This window comes from Pseudomonas sp. BN505, from assembly GCF_029873175.1.
GTDB classification, from domain to species: domain Bacteria; phylum Pseudomonadota; class Gammaproteobacteria; order Pseudomonadales; family Pseudomonadaceae; genus Aquipseudomonas; species Aquipseudomonas putida.
The window spans coordinates 178,448-199,437 of sequence record NZ_SSOI01000030.1 but is presented as its reverse complement, the minus strand read 5'-3'; the positions used below and the strand labels follow the sequence as shown (position 1 = coordinate 199,437).

Genomic DNA, 20,990 nt, shown 5'->3' with positions numbered 1-20,990 from the left:
GCCCTTTCGCAGCACAAGGCTGCTCCTGCAGGAGACCAAACCTGCCTGGAGGTGTAACTGCGCTATCATGGCGCCAGCTGTTTTCAGGTTGAATTAAGGACCGGTGGTTAGTCTTAACCCCGTAGACAAATTACACAGTTCTCAGGAGAGAAGAACGATGAAAACCTTGACTGCCCTGTTCACCGCCGCTGCCCTCGCTCTGGGCGCGAATGCCGCTTTCGCCAAGGATGTACAGCCTGACGAAGTGGTCAAACTGGTCAACGCCAAGACCATCAAGTCGCTGGACGAGCTTAAAGCCACCGCCGTGGCCAAGCACCCCGGCGCCACCGTCACCGACTCGGAGCTTGAAGACGAGTACGGCCGCTACATCTACAAGGTCGAGTTGCGCGACACCCAGAACGTCGAGTGGGACGTGGCGCTGGACGCCAAGACCGGTGAAGTGCTGAAGGACGAGCGGGACAACTGATGATTCACTTACCGCGGCCGGCGCGCTACCTCGCGCTGGCGCTGCTGGCCGTGTGCTCCCTGGCCGCAGCCCGCGACCTTGACCAGGACGAAGCCCTGAAGCTGCGGCAGAAGGGCGTCATCCTGCCGCTCGAGCAATTGCTGGAAACCGCCCTGGGGCGTCACCCCGGGGCGCGCCTGCTGGAAGCCGAGCTGGAAGAAGACGACGATCGCTACGAATATGAGGTCGAACTGCTGACGGTTGAAGGTGTGGTACGCGAGATCAAGCTCGATGCCAGCACCGGTGCCCTGCTCAAAGATGAGGAAGACGACTGAATGCGCCTGTTGCTTGTCGAGGACAATGTACCGCTGGCCGATGAGCTGACCGCCGGCCTGCAGCGCCAGGGCTATGCCGTGGACTGGCTGGCCGACGGCCGCGACGCGGTTTACCAGGGCCAGAGCGAACCCTACGACCTGATCATTCTCGACCTTGGCCTGCCGGGCTTGCCGGGCCTGGATGTGCTGGCCCAGTGGCGTGCTGCCGGCCTGGCCACGCCGGTGCTGATCCTCACCGCCCGCGGCTCGTGGGCCGAGCGCATCGAGGGGCTGAAGGCCGGGGCTGATGACTACCTGAGCAAACCGTTCCACCCGGAAGAGCTGCAGTTGCGTATCCAGGCATTGTTGCGCCGTGCCCGGGGCCTGGCCAACCAGCCGAAACTGGAGGCAGCGGGGCTGCACCTGGATGAAAGCCGTCAGTGTGTGAGCCGTGACGGCATGGATGTGCAACTGACCGCTGCCGAGTTTCGGCTGCTGCGTTACTTCATGCTGCACCCGCAGCAGATCCTGTCCAAAAGCCACCTGGCCGAACACCTTTACGACGGCGAAACCGAGCGGGACTCCAACGTGCTGGAAGTGCACGTCAATCACTTGCGGCGCAAGCTGGGCCGCAGCGTGATCGAGACCCGTCGCGGGCAAGGCTACATCTATGCCGGGAGCGCCGGGTGAAGTCGATCCAGGCGCGCCTGAGCCTGGGCCTGGTGGCGGTGCTGGTGGTAGTCGGTGTAGTGCTGGCGCAGCTGACGTTGTGGCTGTTCGAAGCTGGCCTGCAGCGCTACCTGGAGAACGGCCTGCGCAAGGAAAGCGAGAACCTGCTGGTGGCGTTGGTACGTGGGCCGTCCGGCCTGCAGCTGGATGAGCGGCGTATTTCGGCAGCCTACCAACGGCCTTTTTCCGGTTACTACTTCCGCATCGATTTTGACAAAGGCACCTGGAGGTCTCGTTCGCTGTGGGACCTTGACATGCCCAAACCATCGGCGCCCGGGCTTTCCGATAGCCATGAACTCGGCCCGGAAGGGCAGCAACTGCTGGCCCTGCGCGCCGACTACCGGCGCCTGGGCCAGGACATTTCGATCAGCGTGGCACAGGACTATTCGCCGGTGCGCGAAGGTTTCCGGCGCATGCAGCAGATCGGCCTGGGCATGGGCCTGGTGGCGCTGATTCTGGTTCTGGTGCTGCAGCGCATCACGGTTACCCGCTCGCTGCGCCCGCTTGAGCGGGCACGCCAGCAGATTGCCCAGCTGCAGCAGGGCAAGCGCTCGCAGCTGGATGAGCAGGTGCCCAGCGAGTTGGCGCCGTTGGTGGGGCAGATCAACCACCTGCTCAGCCACACCGAAGACAGCCTGCGCCGCTCGCGCAATGCCTTGGGCAACCTCGGGCATGCGCTGAAGACGCCGTTGGCGGTACTGCTGAGCCTGGCCTCCAGCGAGCGCTTGAAGGACCTGCCCGAAGTCCGCGCGCAGATGCGCGAGCAGCTGGAGCAGATCCAGCAACGGCTGGCACGCGAGCTGAACCGTGCGCGGCTGGCAGGGGATGCGCTGCCGGGCGCGCAGTTCGATTGTGACGCCGAGTTGCCGGGGTTGCTCGGGACACTGGGCATGATCCATGGCGAGGGCCTGCTGCTGGCAAGTGATGTGCCGCCCGGGCTGTTACTGCCATGGGATCGTGAAGACTTCCTGGAGCTGCTGGGCAACCTGCTGGACAACGCTTGCAAGTGGGCTGACAGCGAGGTGCGCCTGGGCATTGAGCCCAATGCCGAGGGCTTCCAGCTGTGGGTCGACGACGATGGCCCCGGCATCCCCGAGAGCCAACGGCAGCAGGTGCTGGAGCGCGGTTCGCGGCTGGACGAGCAGGTGGACGGGCATGGGTTGGGGTTGGGCATCGTGCGCGATATCGTCGACGCCTGGGGCGGGCGTCTGGCCTTGGAACAGAGCCCGCTGGGCGGGTTGCGTGTGAGCATCGACCTGCCGCGCAAGGCTCGGTAATGCCGGGGCCGCTGTGCGGCCCATCGCGACACAAGGCCGCTCCCACAGGTGTACCCAATCCGCCGAAGCCCTATCAGTACTGCAAAAAAATTGCAGTACAGCCGCAGTTTTTTGAATTAGCCCAATTTCCCTTCACCCGGCAAAATCCCCCTCATGAAACCCTGCGGTTTCCATCTCTCCACGGACGGAGCCCCTTGCGGTATTGCACGCGCAATACGAGGCCCAGGCCAGCTCGGCTGGGCTTTCTTTTTAATCAGAAAAAACCAAAGACCCCGATTACCCAATGCCTGCCTCGCGTTCCGAAAACCGCCTGCAGCGCCTGTTGCCGGCGCCCCTGAATACCTCTCCAAAAGAATGGTTGCGTGCCGGTATCGGTGCGTTGCTCGGTCTGTTCCTCGCTGGCTGGCTGACCAGCATGGCCTATGGCCCCGGCATCGCCTTGCACCTGCTGGGCCCGCTGGCGGCCACGGCAGTGCTGGTGTTGGCCGTGCATTCCGGCCCGTTGGCCCAACCTTGGCCAGTGCTGGGCAGCTACGCGCTGGCCGGCGCGGTCGGCCTGGCCATGCGCCAAGGCTTCGGCCCGGAGCTGTGGGTGGCCGCAGCAGCCCTGGGCGTCTCGATCCTGGTGATGTGCCTGCTGCGCTGCCTGCACCCGCCGGGTGGCGGGGTGGCAGTGAGCGCAGTGCTGGCTGATTCGGGGCTGACCGCCATGGGTGATCACCTGCTTGAGCCCATTCTGCTCAACGCGCTGATCCTGGTGAGCGTGGCGGTGCTCTACAATCGCCTGACCGGTGTGCGCTACCCGAAAGGCGTAGCGCCGCGCAAAGATGTGCACCATACCCACGACCCCCTGCCCAGTGAGCGGGTCGGCATCCGTGGCGAGGACCTGGATCAGGCCCTGGAAGAGCTGGGTGAGTTCGTCGACGTCACCCGTGACGAGCTGGAACGCATCATCCTCGCCACCGAGCAGCACGCCCTGCAGCGCAGCCTTGGCGGTATTACCGCGGGTTCGGTGATGTCGCGCGATGTGCAGTTCGCCACGCCCGAAACCACCCTTGAGCAGGCCTGGAAAATGCTGACCAGCCACCACCTGAAAACCCTGCCGGTATTGCAGCAGGGCAAGCTGGTGGGCATCGTCAGCCTCAGCGACCTGGTTGGCCCGGCCATGCAGCGTGGCCGCTTCAGCTGGCGCGGGCTGTTCGGCCGCAAAGCGGTACGCATGGAGCAGGTGATGAGCCGCCGGGTGGTCAGTGTCAGTAGCCAGCATCCGCTGCAGCGCCTGTTGCCGTTGTTGTGCGAGCAGGGCCTGCATTGCCTGCCGGTGCTCGATGCCGGCAAGCTGGTGGGGGTAATCACCCAGACCGACCTGATCGCTGGCCTCAAGCGCCAGTTGCTCAGCAAAGCCGAGGCTTCAGATAACCGGGTCCCAGCGTTGTGACCAGTCGCTGGCGCCGGCGGCTACCAGCTGGCGCAGGATGGCGAAGGCCTGTTGCAGGGCTTCGCTGTCGCGTTTGCGTGGGTACACCAGGAAGGTCGGGTAGGTGAATTCCGGCGCCTGCGGTACCCGCTCGAACACGCCGCTGTCCAGGTACGCCTGCACCACGCGCGTGCGGAAGTAACCGCTGCCGCCCTGATCGAGAATGAACTGCAAGGCCAGGGGGCCCAGGTTGAAACTGAGCGCCGGGCGGGCGCAGTCGGGCAGGGCGGCATCGTGCTGGCGGCGGAAGGCCTCGCCCCAGTCGATGTAGATGTAGGGCTCTGGCTGGTCGACCCGACGCACGCGGATCAGCTTTTCTTCCATCAACTGTTCCACCTGCAGGCCTGGCCCGTAGGTCGGCTGATACACCAGCGCAGCGTCCAGCAAACCCATCTCGACCTTGCGCAGCAGCGACTCGCCGTCGCTGACCTCGCTGCGGATGGCATGGCTGGGCAGCTCACGGTGCAGGGCACTGATCCAGTCAAGCATCATCGGGTTGCCCAGGCTCACTTCTCCCCCCACATGCAGCACTTGCTGGCAGCCCTCGGGCAGCGGCAGGTCGCGCCGCGCCGCTTCCCAGGTTTGTACCAGCTGGTTGGCATAACTGACGAATGCTTCGCCGTCGCTGGTCAGGCTGGCGCCGTTGCGGCTGCGCACAAATAGCTGGCAGCCCAGTTGCTGCTCCAGGCGCTGCACCCGGGCGGTAATTGCCGTCTGTGACACGAACAGGCGTTCGGCGGCGGCGACCAGGCTGCCGCAACGCACGATTTCCAGGAAGGTTCGGGCCTGATCGATATCCATGGGCTGCTCGGTGGCTGAAGGGTGGTCTATTCTAGAGGCTTTGCACCGTTATGGGGCGCTTTTGCGTTGTCTGCAAATTTGCAGGTCGGTTGTGACTTTAGTCCCATGGCGGCGCGGGTGTAGCGGTCCATACTCAGGTTTCGCCCTTCAATAACAACAAGTACCGGGTTCCCTTCGATATGAGCTACCAGCACAGCTACGCCCATTCCATTTCCGACCCTGCCGCTTTCTGGGCGGAACAGGCCGCGCACCTGGCCTGGCACCGCAAGCCTGCCCTGACCCTGCAAGACAACGCCGACGGTACTCACCGCTGGTTCGCCGATGGCCGCCTGAACAGTTGCTACCTGGCCCTCGACCGCCAGATCGAGCTGGGCCGTGGCGAGCAGGTGGCGCTGATTTACGATTCGCCGGTCACCGGCGTGCAGCAGGCCTACACCTACAACCACTTGCGCGACGAAGTGGCGCGCCTGGCCGGTTTGCTGCGCCAGCTGGGGGTGGAAAAGGGCGATGGGGTGATCATCTACATGCCCATGGTGCCGCAAGCGGCCATGGCCATGCTGGCCTGCGCGCGGATTGGCGCGGTGCATTCGGTGGTGTTCGGCGGCTTTGCCGCCAACGAGCTGGCCCTGCGCATCGATGACGCCCGGCCCACGCTGCTGCTGACGGCATCCTGCGGGCTGGAATTCGACAAGGTGATTGCCTACAAGCCGCTGGTCGACCGCGCCCTGCAACTGGCCCGCCACCAGCCGCGCAATGTGCTGGTGCTGCAACGGCCGCAGGCGCAGGCGCAGCTGCAGCCAGGCCGCGACCTGGACTGGCAGGTAGCCTTGGTCGGCGCCCAGCCGGTGGCACCGGTCGAGCTGGATGCGGGCGACCCGCTGTACATCATGTACACCTCTGGCACCACCGGCAAACCCAAGGGCATCGTCCGCGAAAATGGCGGCAATGCCGTGGCGCTATGCTATGCCATGCGCCATATCTACGGCATGCAGGCCGGGGACGTGTGGTGGGGCATTTCCGATGTGGGGTGGGTGGTCGGCCATTCGCTGATCGTCTATGGGCCGCTGATGAGCGGCTGCACCACGGTGTTCTACGAAGGCAAACCGATCCGCACGCCGGACGCCTCGGCCTACTGGAGGGTGGTGGAACAATACAAGGTCAACGCGCTGTTCTGTGCGCCCACCGCCATGCGTGCCATCCGCAAGGAAGACCCGGAGGGCGAGCTGATCCGCAAGCACGACCTCAGCTCGCTGCGCCAACTGTTCCTGGCGGGTGAGAAGCTCGATTCCAGCACCCATGAATGGCTGGAGCGGGTCAGTGGCAAGCCGGTGCACGACCACTGGTGGCAGACCGAAACCGGCTGGCCGGTTACCGCGCCCTGCGTTGGGCTGGAAGGCAGTGCGGCGAAACCGGGCTCAAGCAACCGGGCGGTTCCGGGCTATCACGTGCGTGTGGTGGATGACGAGGGCCATTTGCTGGGCCCCAACCACCAGGGCTCGATCGTCATTGCCTTGCCATTGCCGCCTGGGTGCAGCCAGACCCTGTGGGGCGACCACGAGCGTTATTTGCAGGCTTACCTGCGCACTTACCCCGGGTATTACCATACGGGCGACGGCGGCTTTCTGGATGATGACGGTTTCGTCTACATCATGGGGCGCACGGATGACGTGATCAACGTGTCTGGCCACCGGCTGTCCACGGGCGAAATGGAGGACCTGGTGGCCTGCCACCCGGCGGTGGCCGAGTGTGCGGTGATTGGCGTGCACGATGAAATCAAGGGCCAAGTGCCGTTGGCGCTCGTTGTGCTCAAGGACGGCGAGGGCATTGCCGAGGCGCAGTTGCTGGTAGACCTGGTGGGCAGCGTGCGCGAAGCGATTGGCCCGCTGGCCTGTTTCAACCGGGTTCGGCTGGTGAAGCGGCTGCCCAAGACCCGCTCGGGGAAAATCTTGCGCGCGGTGCTGCGCAAGATTGCCGACGGGCAGGACTATGTACCGCCTTCGACCCTGGATGACCCGGCGGTGCTGGGGGAAATCGAGGCGGTGCTGGCGGATTTGCCCAGGGCGGGTTGATGCTTTGACATTACTGGCCTCTTCGCGGGTAAACCCGCTCCCACAGGTATGTCACAGGTCTTGATAACTGTGTTGCACCTGTGGGAGCGGGTTTACCCGCGAAGAGGCCCGTTCAGGCGATGCAGTGCTACGGGGCGATCTGGTGCAGTTGCCCCAACCGGCTGCGGGTCCGCATCAGGTCGGCAAGCGGCCCGCCCAGGCTCTCTTCCAGCGGCCGTTTACCAACCACTGTCACCTGTCGGTCCTGGTCATACAGCACATCCACCAGGTTGACGAAGCGCTGCTGCGCCGCCAGCGAACACTGCGCCAGGTCATCCAGCCCATCGATGATCCATTCATCGTACTCCTGCGCCAGCACCAGGTAGTCGATCACCGCCGTGGCCTTTTCGCACAAGTCGTCAAAGCCAAGCACCACCCGCCGGCCATCGATGGCCAGTGCGCGCAGCGGGCGTTTGTTCACTTCAAGCATTACCGGCTGCTCGTCCGGCACGCCAAGTACCTGGCGCTGCGCTGCCGTCCCCGGCCATACATAGTGGCCTTGGGTAAACCGCTGGTGCTCGCGGTTGGCCGGCAAGCTGCGAAAATCGGTGTCGCCACCCACTTCCAGAACCTGCATGCGCCCGTTGATCAGGCGGATCACCGGCAGGAAACGCTCGTGGTACAGCGGGTTGGGCAGCAGCCCTTCGGGCGCGTAGTTGGAGGTCACCAGCAGGAACACGCCGCGGGCGAACAGGGCGTTGAACAGGCGAGTAAGCAGCATGGCATCGCCGATGTCATGCACGTGGAATTCGTCGAAGCACAACACCTGGCAGCCACCCACCAGTTCGTCGAGGGTTGCGCCCAGCGCATCGTCCAGCGCCCGGTGGCGGTGCATGCCCTGGTGCAGGCGGGCAAAAAAATCATGAAAGTGCAGGCGGCGCTTTGCTTCAACCGGCACCGCCTGGAAGAACCCGTCCAGCAGCCAGCTCTTGCCGCGCCCCACCGAACCGTACAGGTACAGGCTGCGTGGCTGCCCTTGTTCGAGCAGTGCCAGTTGTTCGGCCATGCAGTGGATCACCCGTCGCTGGCCGTCACTCAGCTGGTAACCGCGGCTTCGGGCTTTGTCCTCGAACCAGTCGAGCAGTTCGCTCTGGTTGGCGGTGGCGCCGCGCAGGCGCTGGCCAAGCTGGCGCAGTGGGGCAGGGATCCAGGCAGACAAAAGCAAAGCTCCTTGGCGATGACGGGGCAGCGCGCAGCTTGCCCGAGGGCAGCCATTTTGACTAATACAGAAAGTGATCGGCAATGATCACCTAATGCGATAGGTCTGGCTGCACACCTGCATTGCCTAGGCTTTACGTTCCAGTTGGCGCTCGATCATGTATTTCACCGCCAGGCGGCGCTCCTTGAGGTGGCGCAGGTCTTCGTCAACGAAGTTGCCCGCCGAGATCGATTCGGCGGCTAGCACCTGGTTGTCGATGTCCATGTACTCGTCCAGCAGCCGATCCAGCGCTTTGTCCTGCTGGCGGCGCTGCTGGACGATTTCGCGAGGGTAGTGCAGGTCCTGGTACAGGTCGTGAGAGACAGGCATGGGGTCCTCCTTGGTCAATGCAATTGGCTCAATAGATTGGAAGGAAGGAATGCGATTGTGTTGAAGCGAAGCGGGGGGAAAGCGACGGATGGTCACTGCACAAACCGCCGAAATGACTAACCCGCTGTTTTTTGACAATTTTTTTCATCAGGGGGTTCACAGATGAAAACTTTGTTGTTAAAGTGCCGCGCATTCCAAGACAACAACCCAGTTGTCACCCAGTTGGAATTGTCAGAGCAGCGAATGCTGCATCCGATACAGGGGCGTCGCCAAGCGGTAAGGCAGCAGGTTTTGATCCTGCCATGCGTTGGTTCGAATCCAGCCGCCCCTGCCATTTTCCAGTTTCAAACGTATATCGCCCGGTGCTTAGAAAGATAAGCGCTGGGTTTTGTCGTTTCCGTATTTTTAATTCCGTCACAGGATTCTTGCAGGAGCGGCCTTGCCGGGCCGCTCCTGCCAAGGTTTGTGCTTTCCCGAATTACCCGGCAATGCCCAGCATCTCGTTCAGCACCCTGGCGAGTTCATCCGCTTGCGCCGGTTTCTGAACCACCACGCTGCCTGGCAACTCCAGCCCCTGCAACTCCGCGTAGCCAGTCAGGAACACCACCGGCAGGCGCGGGTACCGTTCGCGTGCCGCCAGCGCCAGTTGCGCGCCGTTGAACTCGGGCATGGCGAAATCGGTAAGCAACAGGTCGATCTCGTCGTCCAGCAAGGCCAACGCCTGTTCGCCGCTGTGCGCCTGTCGCACCTGGTAGCCATATTGGCGCAACACATCGCCAAGCAAGTCCCGCACCAGATGGTCATCATCCACCAGCAACACCGTGCGGTTGCGGCCGCTGTCGCTGACCGGCTGGCCGAGCGGCGGGATCACCGGCTCGCTCACGATCTGGTCCTTTACGGCGGGCAAGTACACCGCCACCTGCGTGCCGCGGCCCGGGGAGGTATCGATGCGTACACCACCCCCGGACTGCTTGGCGAAGCCGAACACCTGGGCCAGGCCCAGGCCCGAGCCCTTGCCGATGTCCTTGGTGGTAAAGAACGGCTCGAACACCTTGGCCAGCACGTCTTCGCTCATGCCGCAGCCGGTATCGCGGATGCTCAGCATCACGTACTCGCCCGGGTCCGGGTCTTCCGGGCGTTGCGGGCGGTTGTCAATGCGGGTGTTGCGGGTGGTCAGGGTCAGCTGGCCGCCGTCAGGCATGGCATCGCGGGCATTGATCGCCAGGTTGAGGATGATCATCTCGGTCTGGGTGGGGTCGGTCAGTGCGTGCCACAGGGCCTGGTCCAGGTCCAGGCGCACCGAGACGTTGCCACCCAGTGTGCGGCGCAACAGCTCTTCCAGGCCGGCCAGGGTCTGGTTGAGGTTGAGCGCTACCGGCTCCAGGCGCTGGCGGCGGGAAAATGCCAGCAGCTGCGAGGTCAGCTTGGCGCCACGCTCGCCCGCCTCACGGATGTGGTTGAGCCGCGTACGGGCCTTGTCCAAGTTGGCCTTGGCCAGGTCGCGCTCAAGAAAACTGGCGCCGGTAAGGATCACCGTCAACAGGTTGTTGAAGTCGTGGGCCACGCCAGCGGTCAGCTGACCGACGGCTTCGAGCCGCTGCATCTGCTGCAGCGCCGCCTCGATGCGCTCGCGTTCGTTGATCTGTTCGCGCAGGCGGGCGTTGGCTTCTGCCAGGCCCAGGGCGGCTTCGCGCTCGCTGGTGATGTCGCGTGCCACCACATACAGCAGCGTGTCTTCCGGCACCACCACCCACGATAGCCAGCGCTGCTGGCCGCCGGCATGCAGGATGCGGCCGACGAAACGTACGCTGGTACGGCCATGGGCGAGGGCAGCCAGTTCGGTCAGCAGTAGTTCCTGGTCGGCTTCGGGCAGCAGATGCAGCAACGACGACTGGCTCAGGCGCTCGCGGGAGAAGCCCAGGCTGGCTTCCCAGGCGGGGTTGAGTGCAACTGGGGTCAGATCCTTGTTCAGCACGGCCAGCAGGTCCTGCGACAGCTCCCAGGCACGGTCGCGTTCGCGGGTGCGGCGTTCGACCCTTTCCCCCAGCATCTCGTTGAGCTGACGCAGCGCCTGTGTGGCCAGGCGCTGGGTGTGGATGTCCTGCAGCACGCCGGAAAAGCGCACGCACTGGCCATCGACGAACTGGCTCTGGCCGCTGCTGAGCAACCAGCGCGGCTCCAGGCCGTTGGGTTGCGCGATGCGAAATTCGACGCGGTAGCGGCCGCCGCTTTCCGGGCGCATGGCGTATTCCACCGCCTCACGCACCATTGGCAGGTCATCGGGGTAGATGCCACCGAGGAACACCTCAAGGCTCATTTCGGTGCTGGTAGGCAGGCCGAACAAGGTCTTGCAGCGGTCGTCCCACAGCAGCAGGCCTTCCTGCGGGCGCAGGTCCCAGGTGCCCATTCCGGCGGCGTCGATGGCGATACGTGCCCGCGCCTCGACGTCGATCAGAGCCTCTTCGGCGCGGCGCCGGCGCTGGCGTTCCTGCACTTCGGTCAGCGCCCGGCGTACCGCCTTGGGCAGCAGTGGCAGGTTCTTCTTCAGCACATAGTCGGTGGCGCCCAGGCGGATCATTTCCACCGCGTGCTCTTCGCCATAGATGCCGGAGAGGAAGATGAACGGAACGTCCGGTGCCAGGCGTTGGGCAATGGCCAGCACCTCGGTGCCAGACGACCCCGGCAGCACGCAGTCGCACAGGATCAGGTCGTAGCGGGCCTCGCGCAGGGCATGGTCGACACCCACATGGTCGAATACCAGCTGGGACTGCACATGCAGCCCGCTGCGCTCCAGGCGCATCAGGGTAAGCTCGGCGTCCATCGAGCTGTCTTCGACCATCAGTAGTTTCAACGGCGTTTGCTGCATCGTTGCGGCGGCCTCAGTTGCTACCGCGACGATTCAGCCGCAGTGAGCCGGGTGGCGGTTCGTTAAGCACTGCCCAGAATACCCCGAGGTCAGAGATGGCGGCGACGAATTCCTTGAATTCCACCGGCTTGACCACGTAGGCGTTGACCCCGAGTTCATAGGCGCGCAACAGGTCGGGCTCCTCCCGCGAGGAGGTCAGCATCACCGTGGGGATGCTGCGCAGTTCGGCGGTGGCGCGTACTGCCCTGAGCACTTCAAGGCCGTCGACCTTGGGCAGCTTCAGGTCCAGCAGCAAGACGGCGGGGTTGCCGTCGTCGCGGTCGGCATAGGTGTTGCGGCGCAGCAAGTAGTCAAGTGCCTCGGCGCCGTCGCGCAGCACGATGACCTCGTTGGCCAACTGGCTGCGCTCTAGGGCCAGCAGGGTAAGTTCCAGGTCCCGGGGGTTGTCTTCGACCAGCAGGATGGGTTTGAGCATGATGGTAGCGGTGCCTCATGTAGCAGTGTTTCGGGGGAGGGTGAAGTGGAAGCTGGCGCCCTGGTCGATCTGGCCTTCGGCCCAGACCCGGCCGTCATGGCGCTCGATGATGCGGCGCACGCTTGCCAGGCCAATCCCTGTGCCCTCGAAATCTTCCATGCGGTGCAGGCGCTGGAATACGCCGAACAGCTTGTTGGCATAGGCCATGTCGAAGCCCACGCCATTGTCGCGGATGCAGATCTCGGTTTCGCCAGGATGCTCCACGGCACTGATGCCGATGTGGGCAGGGGTACGGCCGCGTGTGTACTTGATGGCATTGGCGATCAGGTTGTGCAAGGCCATGTTGATGAACGCCGGGTCGCCGATCACCTTGGGCAGCGGGGCGATGTCCCAAACGATTGCGCGGCCTTCGTAATCGGGGGCCAGTTCGCTGCGAATGGCCTCCACCAGCGCGTTAAGGTCTACGTCGGACAGGCGCAAGGCAGAGCGGCCCATCTGCGAGAAGTTGAGCAGGTTGTCGACCAGGCTGCCGGCAAAGTGCGCGGCTTCACCAATGTGCTGCAAGAACCGCTTGCCGCGCTCGGTCAAGCCCTGGCCTTCCATTTCACCCAGCAGTTCGGTATAGCCGGCGATGTGCCGCAGCGGCGCGCGCAGGTCGTGGGAGACACTGTAGGAAAACGCTTCGAGCTCCTTGTTCGAACGGCGCAAATCACCCGCCAGCTGTGCCAGTTCTTCGGCTTTGCGCAGGACTATGCCAAGCACGGCGGTGCGCAGTTCCAGCACGCCGTCGATCACTAACGGGTCCCAAGGCTCGCTATAGCCGCGCAGCTCTTCCTGCCAGCGTTCGAAACTGTGCCGTGGGTCGAGGTTGCCCTGCGGCCCGACCTGCTTGGTTGGCTGGCCCGCCCAGTTTACCGTGCGCACCTGTTCGGGCCGGAACCACAGCAGGTAGTGCGAATGGATCTGCGAGATGGCCACCGCCAGCACACCACCGGCGTGGGTGGCCAGCTCGGGCAGGTCAGTGATGTCGCGGCGCACGTTGTCACTGTGGAACACCGTGTCTTCGCCGCGCTGGCCAAGCCAGTGCACCAGCGCGGTCACCTGGGCTTCAGGCGGGGTCTGGCCGATCAGGTCACAGCATTCGGCCGAGATAACTGCGGCGCCTTGGGCGCCGGCAAAGGCCAGCAACACCTGGGGCAGGTCGCGCAGGCCGTCACTGACGCTGTCGTGGTCGGCCATGGACGAGATCATGCGCACGATGTGTTGGCGCAACGCCAGCAGCTTGCGCGTGCTGGCGTGGGACTCTCGGGACTCGATCTGCAGCGACAGCACACTGGCCAGCAACTCGCAGGCCGTGCGGGTACGCAGGTCCACCGCACGTGGCTGTTGGTGGTGGCAGGAAATCAGCCCCCACAGCTCACCGTCGACCACGATCGACAGCGACATCGAAGCCAGTGTGCCCATATTGCGCATGTACTGCAGGTGTACCGGCGACACACTGCGCAGTGCGGCAAAACTCATGTCCAGTGCCTTGCCGGTGCGCGGGTTGATGACCGGTAGCAGGGGCGAGGGCTGGTAGTTGGCATCCTCGATCACGCGGATGCGGTTGACCCGGTACAGTTCGCGCGCCTGGCGCGGGATGTCTGCAGCCGGGAAGCACAGGCCCAGGTAAGCGGGGTAGCCTGGGTCGGCGGACTCGGCCAGCACCTGGCCGTTGCCCTCGGCATCGAAACGGTACGCCTTGACCCGGCCAAAACCGGTGATGCGCTTGAGCTGCAGCACCGTTTGCTGCAGCAGGTCTTCGAGGCTGCTGGCCAGTTGCAGGCTGCCGACAAAGCTGCGCACGAGCGGGTAATAGTCACCTTGCCCGGTCAGTTCCGGCGACAGCCGAGGGGGTTCGAATTCGGCAATCAGTACTTCGTCGTGGCCGTGCACCAGCAAATGCAGCGGGGTGCTGTACGGCGCACTTTGGCGCAAGCGCACGTCACCGATATGGAAGGGGAATACCTCATCTTCTGGCAGCCTTGCGAGCTGCGCGTGCAGGTCAAAACCGTCGCTGACCAGGTTGGCGAAGGGGCTACCGATCAGTTCACGGGCTGGCAAGCCCAGCCAGTGCTCGACGTTTTCACTGGCCTGCAGCACGCACAGGTCGGTGGCGTCCAGCACCAGCAGGAAACCGTGGGGCTGGATGCTGCTCGGCACGTGGATCGGTTCACGGGCACAGCGCTCCATGGCTTCTGCCAGCGTGGTGTCTGCAGTCATCAATGAAAACGCTCCTGTCATGTCCGTCCATGTATGGCATTGGCGCCCGGCGCTGGAGGAACGTGCTGTACCCTACCAGAAACCGGGCACATTTACCGGCCCTCGGCCATTGGAGACACGGAGGTGGCCTGGGGTTCTGCGCCGTTCCGGCTTTTTTTAACGGGGCGCTATCGCTTTATCGCTAATACCAAAAAACGGCTTGGGGCCACCACGGTTGCACTGCCTCGCTGCTACGCTCTGTTCAGGACGTTTCGACAAGGATAAAAAGGTGACGGAGCGCTTAATGGCCGCGTTGTTGGGCCTGTTGTTCAGCGGCAGTACCGTGGCAGCGGATTTTCTCGTGGAAGTGCGTGTGCTGGTGCAGCGCGGTTGCATGCTGGTCAACCAGACCCGCGACGCGGGAGCCCAGGCCCTCGGACGCATCGATCTGGGCACGGCGGCACGCCTGGACGGCCCCGGCGCACCGTTGAGCGGCGTTCTGCTAAGCCAGCGCCCACCGCGCCTTGAGTGCAACCCGGACACCCCTTATCAGGTGCGCGTCGATGGCGGCCAGCATGGTGGCGTCGGCGAGCTGCGCTACCTGGCCAGCGACGACCACACGGCTAGGCCCATCCCTTATCGCTTGTACCGCGACGCAGCCTGGCGTGAGCCTCTGGCGGTAGGGGTCGCCCAGTCGGCAAGGGTACCGAGCAGCGGCTCGGTCGAGCTGCCGTTGTACGCTCGCATCGACAAACTGGCCTGGGTGCCGAATGCAGGGGTTTACGCCGACCTGCTCAAAGTCACGGTCACCTGGTAGGGACGCCACCATGCACAAGGACGCCACGCCATGAACCGCACTTCGATCCTGTTGCTTACCCTGGGCCCGTTGCTGGTTCCTGGTGGTGCGGCGCATGGCAGCACCACCGGCTTCATCCAGGCGCGGTTGGTGATCAGCGCAGCCTGCCAGATCAGCAGCGACGACACGCAACCGGCTGTGCTGGGCAACCCGGGGCTGCTGGACTTTGGCGAGCGTGGCCCGAACTGGGACCAGCCGCTGCGCAGCCGGGTTGACGAAGCGGGCGGCGCGGGCTCCCTGCAGATCAGCTGCACGCCCGAAGTAAGGGCCTTCAATGTGCGGATCAATGGCGGCCTGAATGGCGACGACGGCGTGCGCCGGCTGAGCAACGGCCGGGAACTGATCCCTTATCAGCTTGCGGTCGACCCGGGCGGCAACAGCCGCTACGCCATAGGCCAGGCGCGTGCCTTCACCATCAACAGCACCCAGCAAGTACCGATCCCCATTTACGGTGTGGTGGTGGCGCAACCGCGCGCACTGCCGGCCGGGCTTTACCGCGACACCCTCAGAGTGACCCTGGACTGGTAACTACGCAAGGAGACCCCGATGCGAACGAACCTTTCATGCTGCATGCTCGCAGGCCTGGGCCTGGCCTTGGCTTCCCAGGCCCAGGCTGCCACCGTGACCGGCAGCATCAATTCGACCCTGACGCTGATCTCGGCGTGCCAGGTAAATGGGAGTTCTGGCACGTCGGGGCTCAACTTCGGTGCCTTGAACTTCGGTACCCAGGATGCCTTGTTCGTCACCGCCAATGCCCAGGTGCTGGGAGGCGGGGGCGGTGCCATGAGTATCCTGTGTTCGGCGGGTACGGTGCCTGCGATCAAAGTGCGCGCAGGCCTGCATGACGGTCAGTCGAGCGGTGGCACGCGTGCGCTCGCCGATGGTTCCGGCAACTTTGTGCCGTATGACCTGTACACCGACACCGGGCGCACGACGCTGTTGGCCATCGACGGCACCATCACCCTGCCGACCAGCACTGGCGTGGCCCAGACCGTCAACCTTTACGGCAAGGCCGTGGGCAAGGCGGGCCTGCCTGCAGGGGTCTACAGCGACACGATTTCGGTCGAACTGTCGTTCTGAGCCATGCGCGGCTGGCTGGCTGGTGGGCTGACCGGAATCGGCATGCTGTTGGCTGCCCCGTTGGGGGCGGTGACCACCAGTACCTTCACGGTAACGGCGCAGATTGTCGCCGGGTGCCTGGTGGTGGGCAGTGTCACCAGTTACGGCACGCTCGATTATGGCTCGCAGTCGGCACTGTCCAAAGCGTTGCTCAGCACCTCGCTGGGTGGCTCGACAGTGACCTTCCAGTGCACGCCGGGCGTGGCCATGAGCATGAGCGTGGACGGCGGGCAGAACAGTGCCAGTGGCACACGCAACCTGAAACGTACCAGCGGCACGCAAGTGCTGGCTTACCAGTTATACCGGGACGCGGCGTACAGCCAGGTCTTGGGGATCGGCCAGAGCGTGGCCGTGAGCTATTCCGACCCGACGGCGATCAAGCTGCCGGTGTACGGGCGAGTCCAGCTGACCGGCGTGCTGCCGGCAGGGACCTACACCGATGTGGTGCAAGTGACGGTGACCTGGTGAAGGCCAGCGCACCAAAGACAAGTGTCTAAGGAGAGCTGCATGCGGGCAGGCGCGAAGTGGGCGCGTGGATGGATCGGATTGTTGTGGCTGGCAAGCCTGCCGGCCGGGGCGGCCACCTCGGTGCTGATCTGGCCGATCGACCCGGTGCTGGAGGCCGACCAGAAGGCCGGTGCACTGTGGCTGGAAAACCGCGGCACTGAGCCGGCCAATTTGCAGGTACGGGTATTCGCCTGGCGCCAGGGTGATTACCAGGAACAGTTCCAGGCGCAGCGCGAGATCATCGGCAGCCCGCCGGTGGCCAACATTGCCCCCGGGCAGAAGCAGCTGATCCGCTTGACCCGTACCGGCCCTTCACCTGCCGGCCAGGAGCAGGCCTACCGCATCATCATCGACGAGATCCCGCCCGCCATCCCGGTCGACAAGGCCGAGCCCGGCGCTACTGCGGCCATCCGTTTGCAGATGCGTTATTCGGTGCCGCTGTTCGTGTATGGCGAGGGGCTGTTGGGCAAGGCCGACCCTGAGGGCAAACGCAATGCCGAAGGTGTGGGCAAGCCGCAGCTCAGCTGGCGGCCGGTGACGGTGCAGGGCAAACCTTACGTGGAAATGCGCAACACAGGCCCCGTGCATGCGCGGCTGACCGATGTGGTGGTGCAGCAAGGCAGCCAGAGCAAGCCACTGGCTGAAGGCCTGCTGGGTTATGTGTTGCCGGGCGCCAGCATGCGCTGGCCTGCTCCCGTCGCCTCCACCAGCGGCAGCGTGCTGAAGGGCAGGGTCAACGGCCAGAGCGCGGCGGACGCCATCCGCCAGGGCCAATGAGTCAACGACTGTATGCAGTGCAGGGGCCAGGGAGGACCCGGCAATGGTTGGAAACCGTGTGTGAAATGGCTCTCGGCGACGACGCGCCGCTGGTGCCTGGGGCTGGTCATGACCAGCCCTGTGCTGGCGCTGGCCGACGACCTGCCCCCGCCGCCCACGGAGATGTCCGCCATCGCCGACGCTACCCTGTACCTGGACCTGGTGGTGAACCAGATGCCCAGGGCTGAACTGGTGCCGGTGCAGCAGCGGGCCGGGCAGTTGTACCTGGGCAGCGACGTGTTGCGGGCAGCCGGTATCTCGTTGCCGGGCAATCCCCAGGGCGAGGTGGCCCTGGAAAGCATCGCAGGGCTGCACACCGACTACGACACCCAGAACCAGCGCCTGCTGCTGCAGGTGCCGCCGGCCTGGTTGCCAGACCAGCAAGTGGGTGATCGCAACCTGTACCCGGCCAGCGATGCGCGCAGCAGTTTCGGCGCCTTGTTCAACTATGACCTGTATCTGAACGACACCGATGAGGGCGGCACCTACCTGGCCGCCTGGAACGAGCTGCGCCTGTTCGACAGTTGGGGGACCTTCTCCAGTACCGGGCAATGGCGCCAGTCATTCAATGGCGCACAGGCGGACGATACCCGCCAGGGCTTCATGCGTTACGACACCACCTGGCGCTTCACCGACGAGCAGCGCCTGCTCACCTACGAAGCCGGTGACTTCGTGACCGGTGCCTTGCCCTGGAGCAGTTCGGTGCGGGTGGGCGGCCTGCAAGTGTCACGCGACTTCGCTGCACGCCCCGATCTGGTCACTTACCCGTTACCGGCGTTCGCCGGCGAAGCCGCGGTGCCGACCTCGCTCGACCTGTTCATCAACGGTTTCAAGTCCAGCACCACCGAGCTGCAGCCTGGGCCGTACACCCTGACCAACGTGCCGTTCATCAACGGCGCCGGGGAGGCGGTGGTGGTCACCACTGATGCCCTTGGCCGGCAGGTGTCGACCACCTTGCCGTTCTATGTCACCAGCAGCCTGCTGCAGCAGGGCCTGTCCGATTACTCGGTGGCCGCCGGTAGCCTGCGCCGTGATTACGCGGTGCGCGATTTCAGTTATGGCCCCGGCGTTGCCTCGGGCAGCCTGCGCTATGGCCTCAGCGACATGTTCACCCTGGAAACCCACGCCGAAACTGCCGAATCGCTGATGCTGGGCGGCTTGGGCGGCAACATGCGCCTGGGCAACTTCGGCGTGCTCAACGCCGCCCTGGCGCAAAGCCGGTTCGACGGCGACAAGGGCCACCAGGTCGCCCTGGGTTACCAGTACAACAGCCAGCGCATCGGCTTCAGTTACCAGCGCCTGCAACGCCACGGCGACTACGCCGACCTGACCCGGGTGGACTCCCCGGACATGCAACTGAGCAAAAGCAGCGAACAGGTCACGCTTAGCCTCAACCTGAACGAATACGGCAGCATCGGTGCCGGTTACTTCGATGTGCGCGCCGGTGATGGCACGCGTACCCGGCTGATCAACCTGAGCTACAGCAGGCCGCTGTGGGGCAGCAGCAGTGTGTACCTGTCTGCCAACCGTGAGGTGGGTGACAGCCAGTGGGCCGTGCAGGCGCAACTGGTGATCCCGTTCGACCTGCACGGCACCCTGGCCCTGGGCATGGAGCGCAGCAAGGAAGGCGAGAGCCTGCAAAGGGTCAACTACAGCCACGCCGTGCCGGTAGGTGGCGGTGTTGGTTACAACCTGGGCTATGCCGCAGGCAGCGACCGCGATGCCTACCGCCAGGCCGACGTCACCTGGCGCTTGCAGTCGGTGCAGTTGCAGGCCGGTGTGTATGGCAGCAGCGGCGCGATGACCCGCTGGGCCGACGCCAGTGGCTCGCTGGTATGGATGGATGCCGGCGTATTCGCCGCCAACCGTATCGACGATGCCTTCGTGGTGGTCAGTACCGGTGGTTACGCCGATGTGCCGGTGCGCTACGAAAACCAGGATGTCGGCCGCACGGATGCCAAGGGGCACTTGCTGGTGCCGTACAGCAGTGGCTATTACCGCGGCAAGTACGAGATCGACCCCATGGACCTGCCGCCGGACATCCTTGCAGGGGACGTGGAGCAGCGTGTGGCCGTGCGCCGGGGTAGTGGCTACTTGCTGGAGTTCCCGCTCAAACGCGTAATGGCGGCCAGCATCGAACTGGTGGATGGCAACCAGCAAGTGCTCAAGCTGGGCAGCCGTGTAACTCATGAAGAAAGTGGCAGCCAGGCAGTGGTGGGCTGGGATGGCCTGGTGTATCTGGAAAACCTGGCGGCGCACAACCGCCTGCTGGTGGAGCTGGAGGGTGGTGGGCATTGCGAGGTGGCGTTCGATCTGCCTGAGGCCCAAGGCTCGATCCCCTTGGTCGGCCCCTTGGTGTGCAAATGAAGGCCGGGTGGGGCGGGGTATGGGCGTGCGCCGTGCTGCTTTGTGCGGGCCCGGCCTGGGCCAAGTGCACGTCAGTGGCGACTTCGGCAGCGGCATTTGGCTCGCTCAACTCGACCCAGGTACGAACCACGGTGCAGACCGCTTCCAGTGCCAACTCGGGTTTGCAGTGCAACGGCTCGGTGCTTAGTGTGCTGAGTAGTACCGATTCATTCGTGGTGAAGATCACCTCGGCCACCAACGGCCTGGTAGGGCCCACCGGAGATGTCATCCCTTACACGCTGTATGCCGACGCCACCACTACCTATCCGATCACGCGCGGTACGGGCTTCGAATTCAGGACCACCGGCATCCTCGACTTGCTGGGGCTGCTCAACGGCACGCCCAAAGCGGTGCCGATCTACATGCGCACTCAGATCAACGCCAACGTTGCGGCGGGGCTGTATCAGGAAACCCTCAATGTCGAGTGGACCTGGAAGTACTGCGATGGGATTGGATTAGGCGGCATCTGTATCGGGACTGACCAAGGCACGGGCACCAAGCCGCTGACGGTGACCCTGACGGTGACCAACGATTGCCAGATCACCACACCCAACATCAGCTTCGCCAGTGCGCCTGTGGTGGCAGGGTTTGGCACGGTGAGCCAGGGCATAAACGTGTCGTGCACCAAGGGCAGCAACTACACGGTGGGGCTGGATGACGGGCAGAACGTGTCGGGCGGGCGGCGACGGATGAAGTCGTCGGCCAACAACTACCTGGCCTATGACATTTTCAAGAGTGCAGGGGTGGTGCGTTGGGGTTCATCGGGGGCTGCCAGGCGTTCCAGCACGGATGCCGACGTAAACCCCGGTGCGGGTACCGGCACGGGTAGCCAGGTGTTCAACTACAACGCCAAGGTCTATACCGACCAGGCTACGCCGCCGGCAGCAACCTACTCTGACAGCGTGATACTGGATGTGCAGTTTTGACTGAACCTCATCCTTTCCATGGTCCCCTGTAGGAGCGGCCTTGTGTCGCGACAGGGCTGCGCAGCAGCCCCAACATGGCAGACCCAGCACAGATTGCCG

Annotated in this window: 19 protein-coding genes and 1 tRNA gene; 14 read left to right on the top strand and 6 right to left on the bottom strand. The window is 64.1% G+C overall.

Features of this window, described 5'->3' with window-relative positions; all coding sequences use genetic code 11:
* Positions 1-157 precede the first annotated feature (157 nt).
* From E8E78_RS08470 to E8E78_RS08450, 5 genes are all read left to right on the top strand, one after another.
* Entirely contained in the window at positions 158-466 is a 309-nt protein-coding gene (locus tag E8E78_RS08470) for a PepSY domain-containing protein (RefSeq protein ID WP_016714736.1), read from the top strand.
* Entirely contained in the window at positions 466-780 is a 315-nt protein-coding gene (locus E8E78_RS08465) for a PepSY domain-containing protein (RefSeq protein WP_016500524.1), read from the top strand. The genes E8E78_RS08470 and E8E78_RS08465 overlap by 1 nt, the downstream gene beginning before the upstream one ends.
* Positions 781-1,449, top strand: a complete 669-nt coding sequence (locus E8E78_RS08460; RefSeq protein WP_049277367.1) for a response regulator transcription factor — start codon at positions 781-783, stop codon at positions 1,447-1,449. It begins immediately after the preceding gene.
* The gene (locus E8E78_RS08455; protein ID WP_114942335.1) at positions 1,446-2,765 is read left to right on the top strand and encodes a sensor histidine kinase; all 1,320 of its coding nucleotides are present in this window, start codon (positions 1,446-1,448) and stop codon (positions 2,763-2,765) included. The genes E8E78_RS08460 and E8E78_RS08455 overlap by 4 nt, the downstream gene beginning before the upstream one ends.
* Positions 2,766-3,048: 283 nt before the next feature.
* Complete coding sequence (locus tag E8E78_RS08450; RefSeq protein ID WP_049277364.1) at positions 3,049-4,203, top strand: HPP family protein; 1,155 nt, start codon at positions 3,049-3,051, stop codon at positions 4,201-4,203.
* Here E8E78_RS08450 and E8E78_RS08445 read toward each other — a convergent pair.
* Positions 4,177-5,043, bottom strand: a complete 867-nt coding sequence (locus E8E78_RS08445; protein ID WP_049277362.1) for a LysR family transcriptional regulator — start codon at positions 5,041-5,043, stop codon at positions 4,177-4,179. The two genes, E8E78_RS08450 and E8E78_RS08445, sit on opposite strands and share 27 nt — an antisense overlap.
* A 179-nt stretch (positions 5,044-5,222) precedes the next feature.
* On the opposite strand from E8E78_RS08445, the gene E8E78_RS08440 reads away from it, so the two are divergent.
* Entirely contained in the window at positions 5,223-7,112 is a 1,890-nt protein-coding gene (locus E8E78_RS08440) for a propionyl-CoA synthetase (RefSeq protein WP_280314080.1), read from the top strand.
* A 127-nt stretch (positions 7,113-7,239) separates the two neighbouring features.
* Here the strand turns inward: E8E78_RS08440 and zapE are convergent, their stop codons facing one another.
* Both zapE and E8E78_RS08430 read right to left on the bottom strand, forming a co-directional pair.
* Positions 7,240-8,310, bottom strand: coding sequence for a cell division protein ZapE (gene zapE / locus E8E78_RS08435; protein WP_049275256.1), 1,071 nt, complete (start codon positions 8,308-8,310; stop codon positions 7,240-7,242).
* A 126-nt stretch (positions 8,311-8,436) separates the two neighbouring features.
* Entirely contained in the window at positions 8,437-8,679 is a 243-nt protein-coding gene (locus E8E78_RS08430) for a hypothetical protein (protein WP_012271609.1), read from the bottom strand.
* A 259-nt stretch (positions 8,680-8,938) separates the two neighbouring features.
* On the opposite strand from E8E78_RS08430, the gene E8E78_RS08425 reads away from it, so the two are divergent.
* A tRNA-Gln gene (locus E8E78_RS08425) sits at positions 8,939-9,013 on the top strand.
* A 144-nt stretch (positions 9,014-9,157) separates the two neighbouring features.
* Here E8E78_RS08425 and E8E78_RS08420 read toward each other — a convergent pair.
* The 3 genes from E8E78_RS08420 to E8E78_RS08410 are packed head-to-tail and all read right to left on the bottom strand — an operon-like array spanning position 9,158 to position 14,282.
* The gene (locus tag E8E78_RS08420) at positions 9,158-11,545 is read right to left on the bottom strand and encodes a response regulator (protein ID WP_114942469.1); all 2,388 of its coding nucleotides are present in this window, start codon (positions 11,543-11,545) and stop codon (positions 9,158-9,160) included.
* Between the two features lie 13 nt (positions 11,546-11,558).
* Positions 11,559-12,020 (bottom strand): response regulator, encoded by a 462-nt coding sequence (locus tag E8E78_RS08415; protein ID WP_016500516.1) that lies wholly within the window; start codon positions 12,018-12,020, stop codon positions 11,559-11,561.
* A 15-nt stretch (positions 12,021-12,035) separates the two neighbouring features.
* Positions 12,036-14,282: an ATP-binding protein gene (locus tag E8E78_RS08410; RefSeq protein ID WP_280314073.1), complete on the bottom strand. Its 2,247-nt coding sequence runs from the start codon at positions 14,280-14,282 to the stop codon at positions 12,036-12,038.
* A 268-nt stretch (positions 14,283-14,550) separates the two neighbouring features.
* Here E8E78_RS08410 and E8E78_RS08405 point away from each other — a divergent pair, with 268 nt between their 5' ends.
* The 7 genes from E8E78_RS08405 to E8E78_RS08375 all read left to right on the top strand — a co-directional run bounded on the left by E8E78_RS08405 (position 14,551) and on the right by E8E78_RS08375 (position 20,891).
* On the top strand, positions 14,551-15,078 hold the full coding sequence (locus E8E78_RS08405; RefSeq protein ID WP_041167793.1) for a spore coat U domain-containing protein: 528 nt from the start codon (positions 14,551-14,553) through the stop codon (positions 15,076-15,078).
* A gap of 30 nt (positions 15,079-15,108) precedes the next feature.
* Positions 15,109-15,645 (top strand): spore coat U domain-containing protein, encoded by a 537-nt coding sequence (locus E8E78_RS08400; protein ID WP_016500513.1) that lies wholly within the window; start codon positions 15,109-15,111, stop codon positions 15,643-15,645.
* 18 nt (positions 15,646-15,663) lie between these two features.
* Entirely contained in the window at positions 15,664-16,197 is a 534-nt protein-coding gene (locus tag E8E78_RS08395; RefSeq protein WP_016500512.1) for a spore coat U domain-containing protein, read from the top strand.
* 3 nt (positions 16,198-16,200) lie between these two features.
* Complete coding sequence (locus E8E78_RS08390; RefSeq protein ID WP_049274948.1) at positions 16,201-16,704, top strand: spore coat U domain-containing protein; 504 nt, start codon at positions 16,201-16,203, stop codon at positions 16,702-16,704.
* A gap of 39 nt (positions 16,705-16,743) precedes the next feature.
* Positions 16,744-17,520 carry a molecular chaperone gene (locus E8E78_RS08385; RefSeq protein WP_049274947.1) on the top strand — a complete coding sequence of 259 codons (777 nt, stop codon included), beginning with the start codon at positions 16,744-16,746 and terminating at the stop codon, positions 17,518-17,520.
* A 108-nt stretch (positions 17,521-17,628) separates the two neighbouring features.
* Positions 17,629-19,926, top strand: coding sequence for a fimbria/pilus outer membrane usher protein (locus tag E8E78_RS08380; protein ID WP_049274946.1), 2,298 nt, complete (start codon positions 17,629-17,631; stop codon positions 19,924-19,926).
* Positions 19,923-20,891: a spore coat U domain-containing protein gene (locus E8E78_RS08375; RefSeq protein WP_049274945.1), complete on the top strand. Its 969-nt coding sequence runs from the start codon at positions 19,923-19,925 to the stop codon at positions 20,889-20,891. The genes E8E78_RS08380 and E8E78_RS08375 overlap by 4 nt, the downstream gene beginning before the upstream one ends.
* The last annotated feature ends 99 nt before the right edge of the window (positions 20,892-20,990 follow it).

What these genes read in the sequence shown, in the direction of transcription:
- E8E78_RS08470 (WP_016714736.1), top strand. Translation starts at nt 158, where the DNA reads ATGAAAACCTTGACTGCCCTGTTCACCGCCGCTGCCCTCGCTCTGGGC.
- E8E78_RS08465 (WP_016500524.1), top strand. Translation starts at nt 466, where the DNA reads ATGATTCACTTACCGCGGCCGGCGCGCTACCTCGCGCTGGCGCTGCTG.
- E8E78_RS08460 (WP_049277367.1), top strand. Translation starts at nt 781, where the DNA reads ATGCGCCTGTTGCTTGTCGAGGACAATGTACCGCTGGCCGATGAGCTG.
- E8E78_RS08450 (WP_049277364.1), top strand. Translation starts at nt 3,049, where the DNA reads ATGCCTGCCTCGCGTTCCGAAAACCGCCTGCAGCGCCTGTTGCCGGCG.
- E8E78_RS08445 (WP_049277362.1), bottom strand. Translation starts at nt 5,043, where the DNA reads ATGGATATCGATCAGGCCCGAACCTTCCTGGAAATCGTGCGTTGCGGC.
- E8E78_RS08440 (WP_280314080.1), top strand. Translation starts at nt 5,223, where the DNA reads ATGAGCTACCAGCACAGCTACGCCCATTCCATTTCCGACCCTGCCGCT.
- E8E78_RS08430 (WP_012271609.1), bottom strand. Translation starts at nt 8,679, where the DNA reads ATGCCTGTCTCTCACGACCTGTACCAGGACCTGCACTACCCTCGCGAA.
- E8E78_RS08420 (WP_114942469.1), bottom strand. Translation starts at nt 11,545, where the DNA reads ATGCAGCAAACGCCGTTGAAACTACTGATGGTCGAAGACAGCTCGATG.
- E8E78_RS08415 (WP_016500516.1), bottom strand. Translation starts at nt 12,020, where the DNA reads ATGCTCAAACCCATCCTGCTGGTCGAAGACAACCCCCGGGACCTGGAA.
- E8E78_RS08410 (WP_280314073.1), bottom strand. Translation starts at nt 14,282, where the DNA reads ATGACTGCAGACACCACGCTGGCAGAAGCCATGGAGCGCTGTGCCCGT.
- E8E78_RS08400 (WP_016500513.1), top strand. Translation starts at nt 15,109, where the DNA reads ATGAACCGCACTTCGATCCTGTTGCTTACCCTGGGCCCGTTGCTGGTT.
- E8E78_RS08395 (WP_016500512.1), top strand. Translation starts at nt 15,664, where the DNA reads ATGCGAACGAACCTTTCATGCTGCATGCTCGCAGGCCTGGGCCTGGCC.
- E8E78_RS08390 (WP_049274948.1), top strand. Translation starts at nt 16,201, where the DNA reads ATGCGCGGCTGGCTGGCTGGTGGGCTGACCGGAATCGGCATGCTGTTG.
- E8E78_RS08385 (WP_049274947.1), top strand. Translation starts at nt 16,744, where the DNA reads ATGCGGGCAGGCGCGAAGTGGGCGCGTGGATGGATCGGATTGTTGTGG.
- E8E78_RS08380 (WP_049274946.1), top strand. Translation starts at nt 17,629, where the DNA reads ATGACCAGCCCTGTGCTGGCGCTGGCCGACGACCTGCCCCCGCCGCCC.
- E8E78_RS08375 (WP_049274945.1), top strand. Translation starts at nt 19,923, where the DNA reads ATGAAGGCCGGGTGGGGCGGGGTATGGGCGTGCGCCGTGCTGCTTTGT.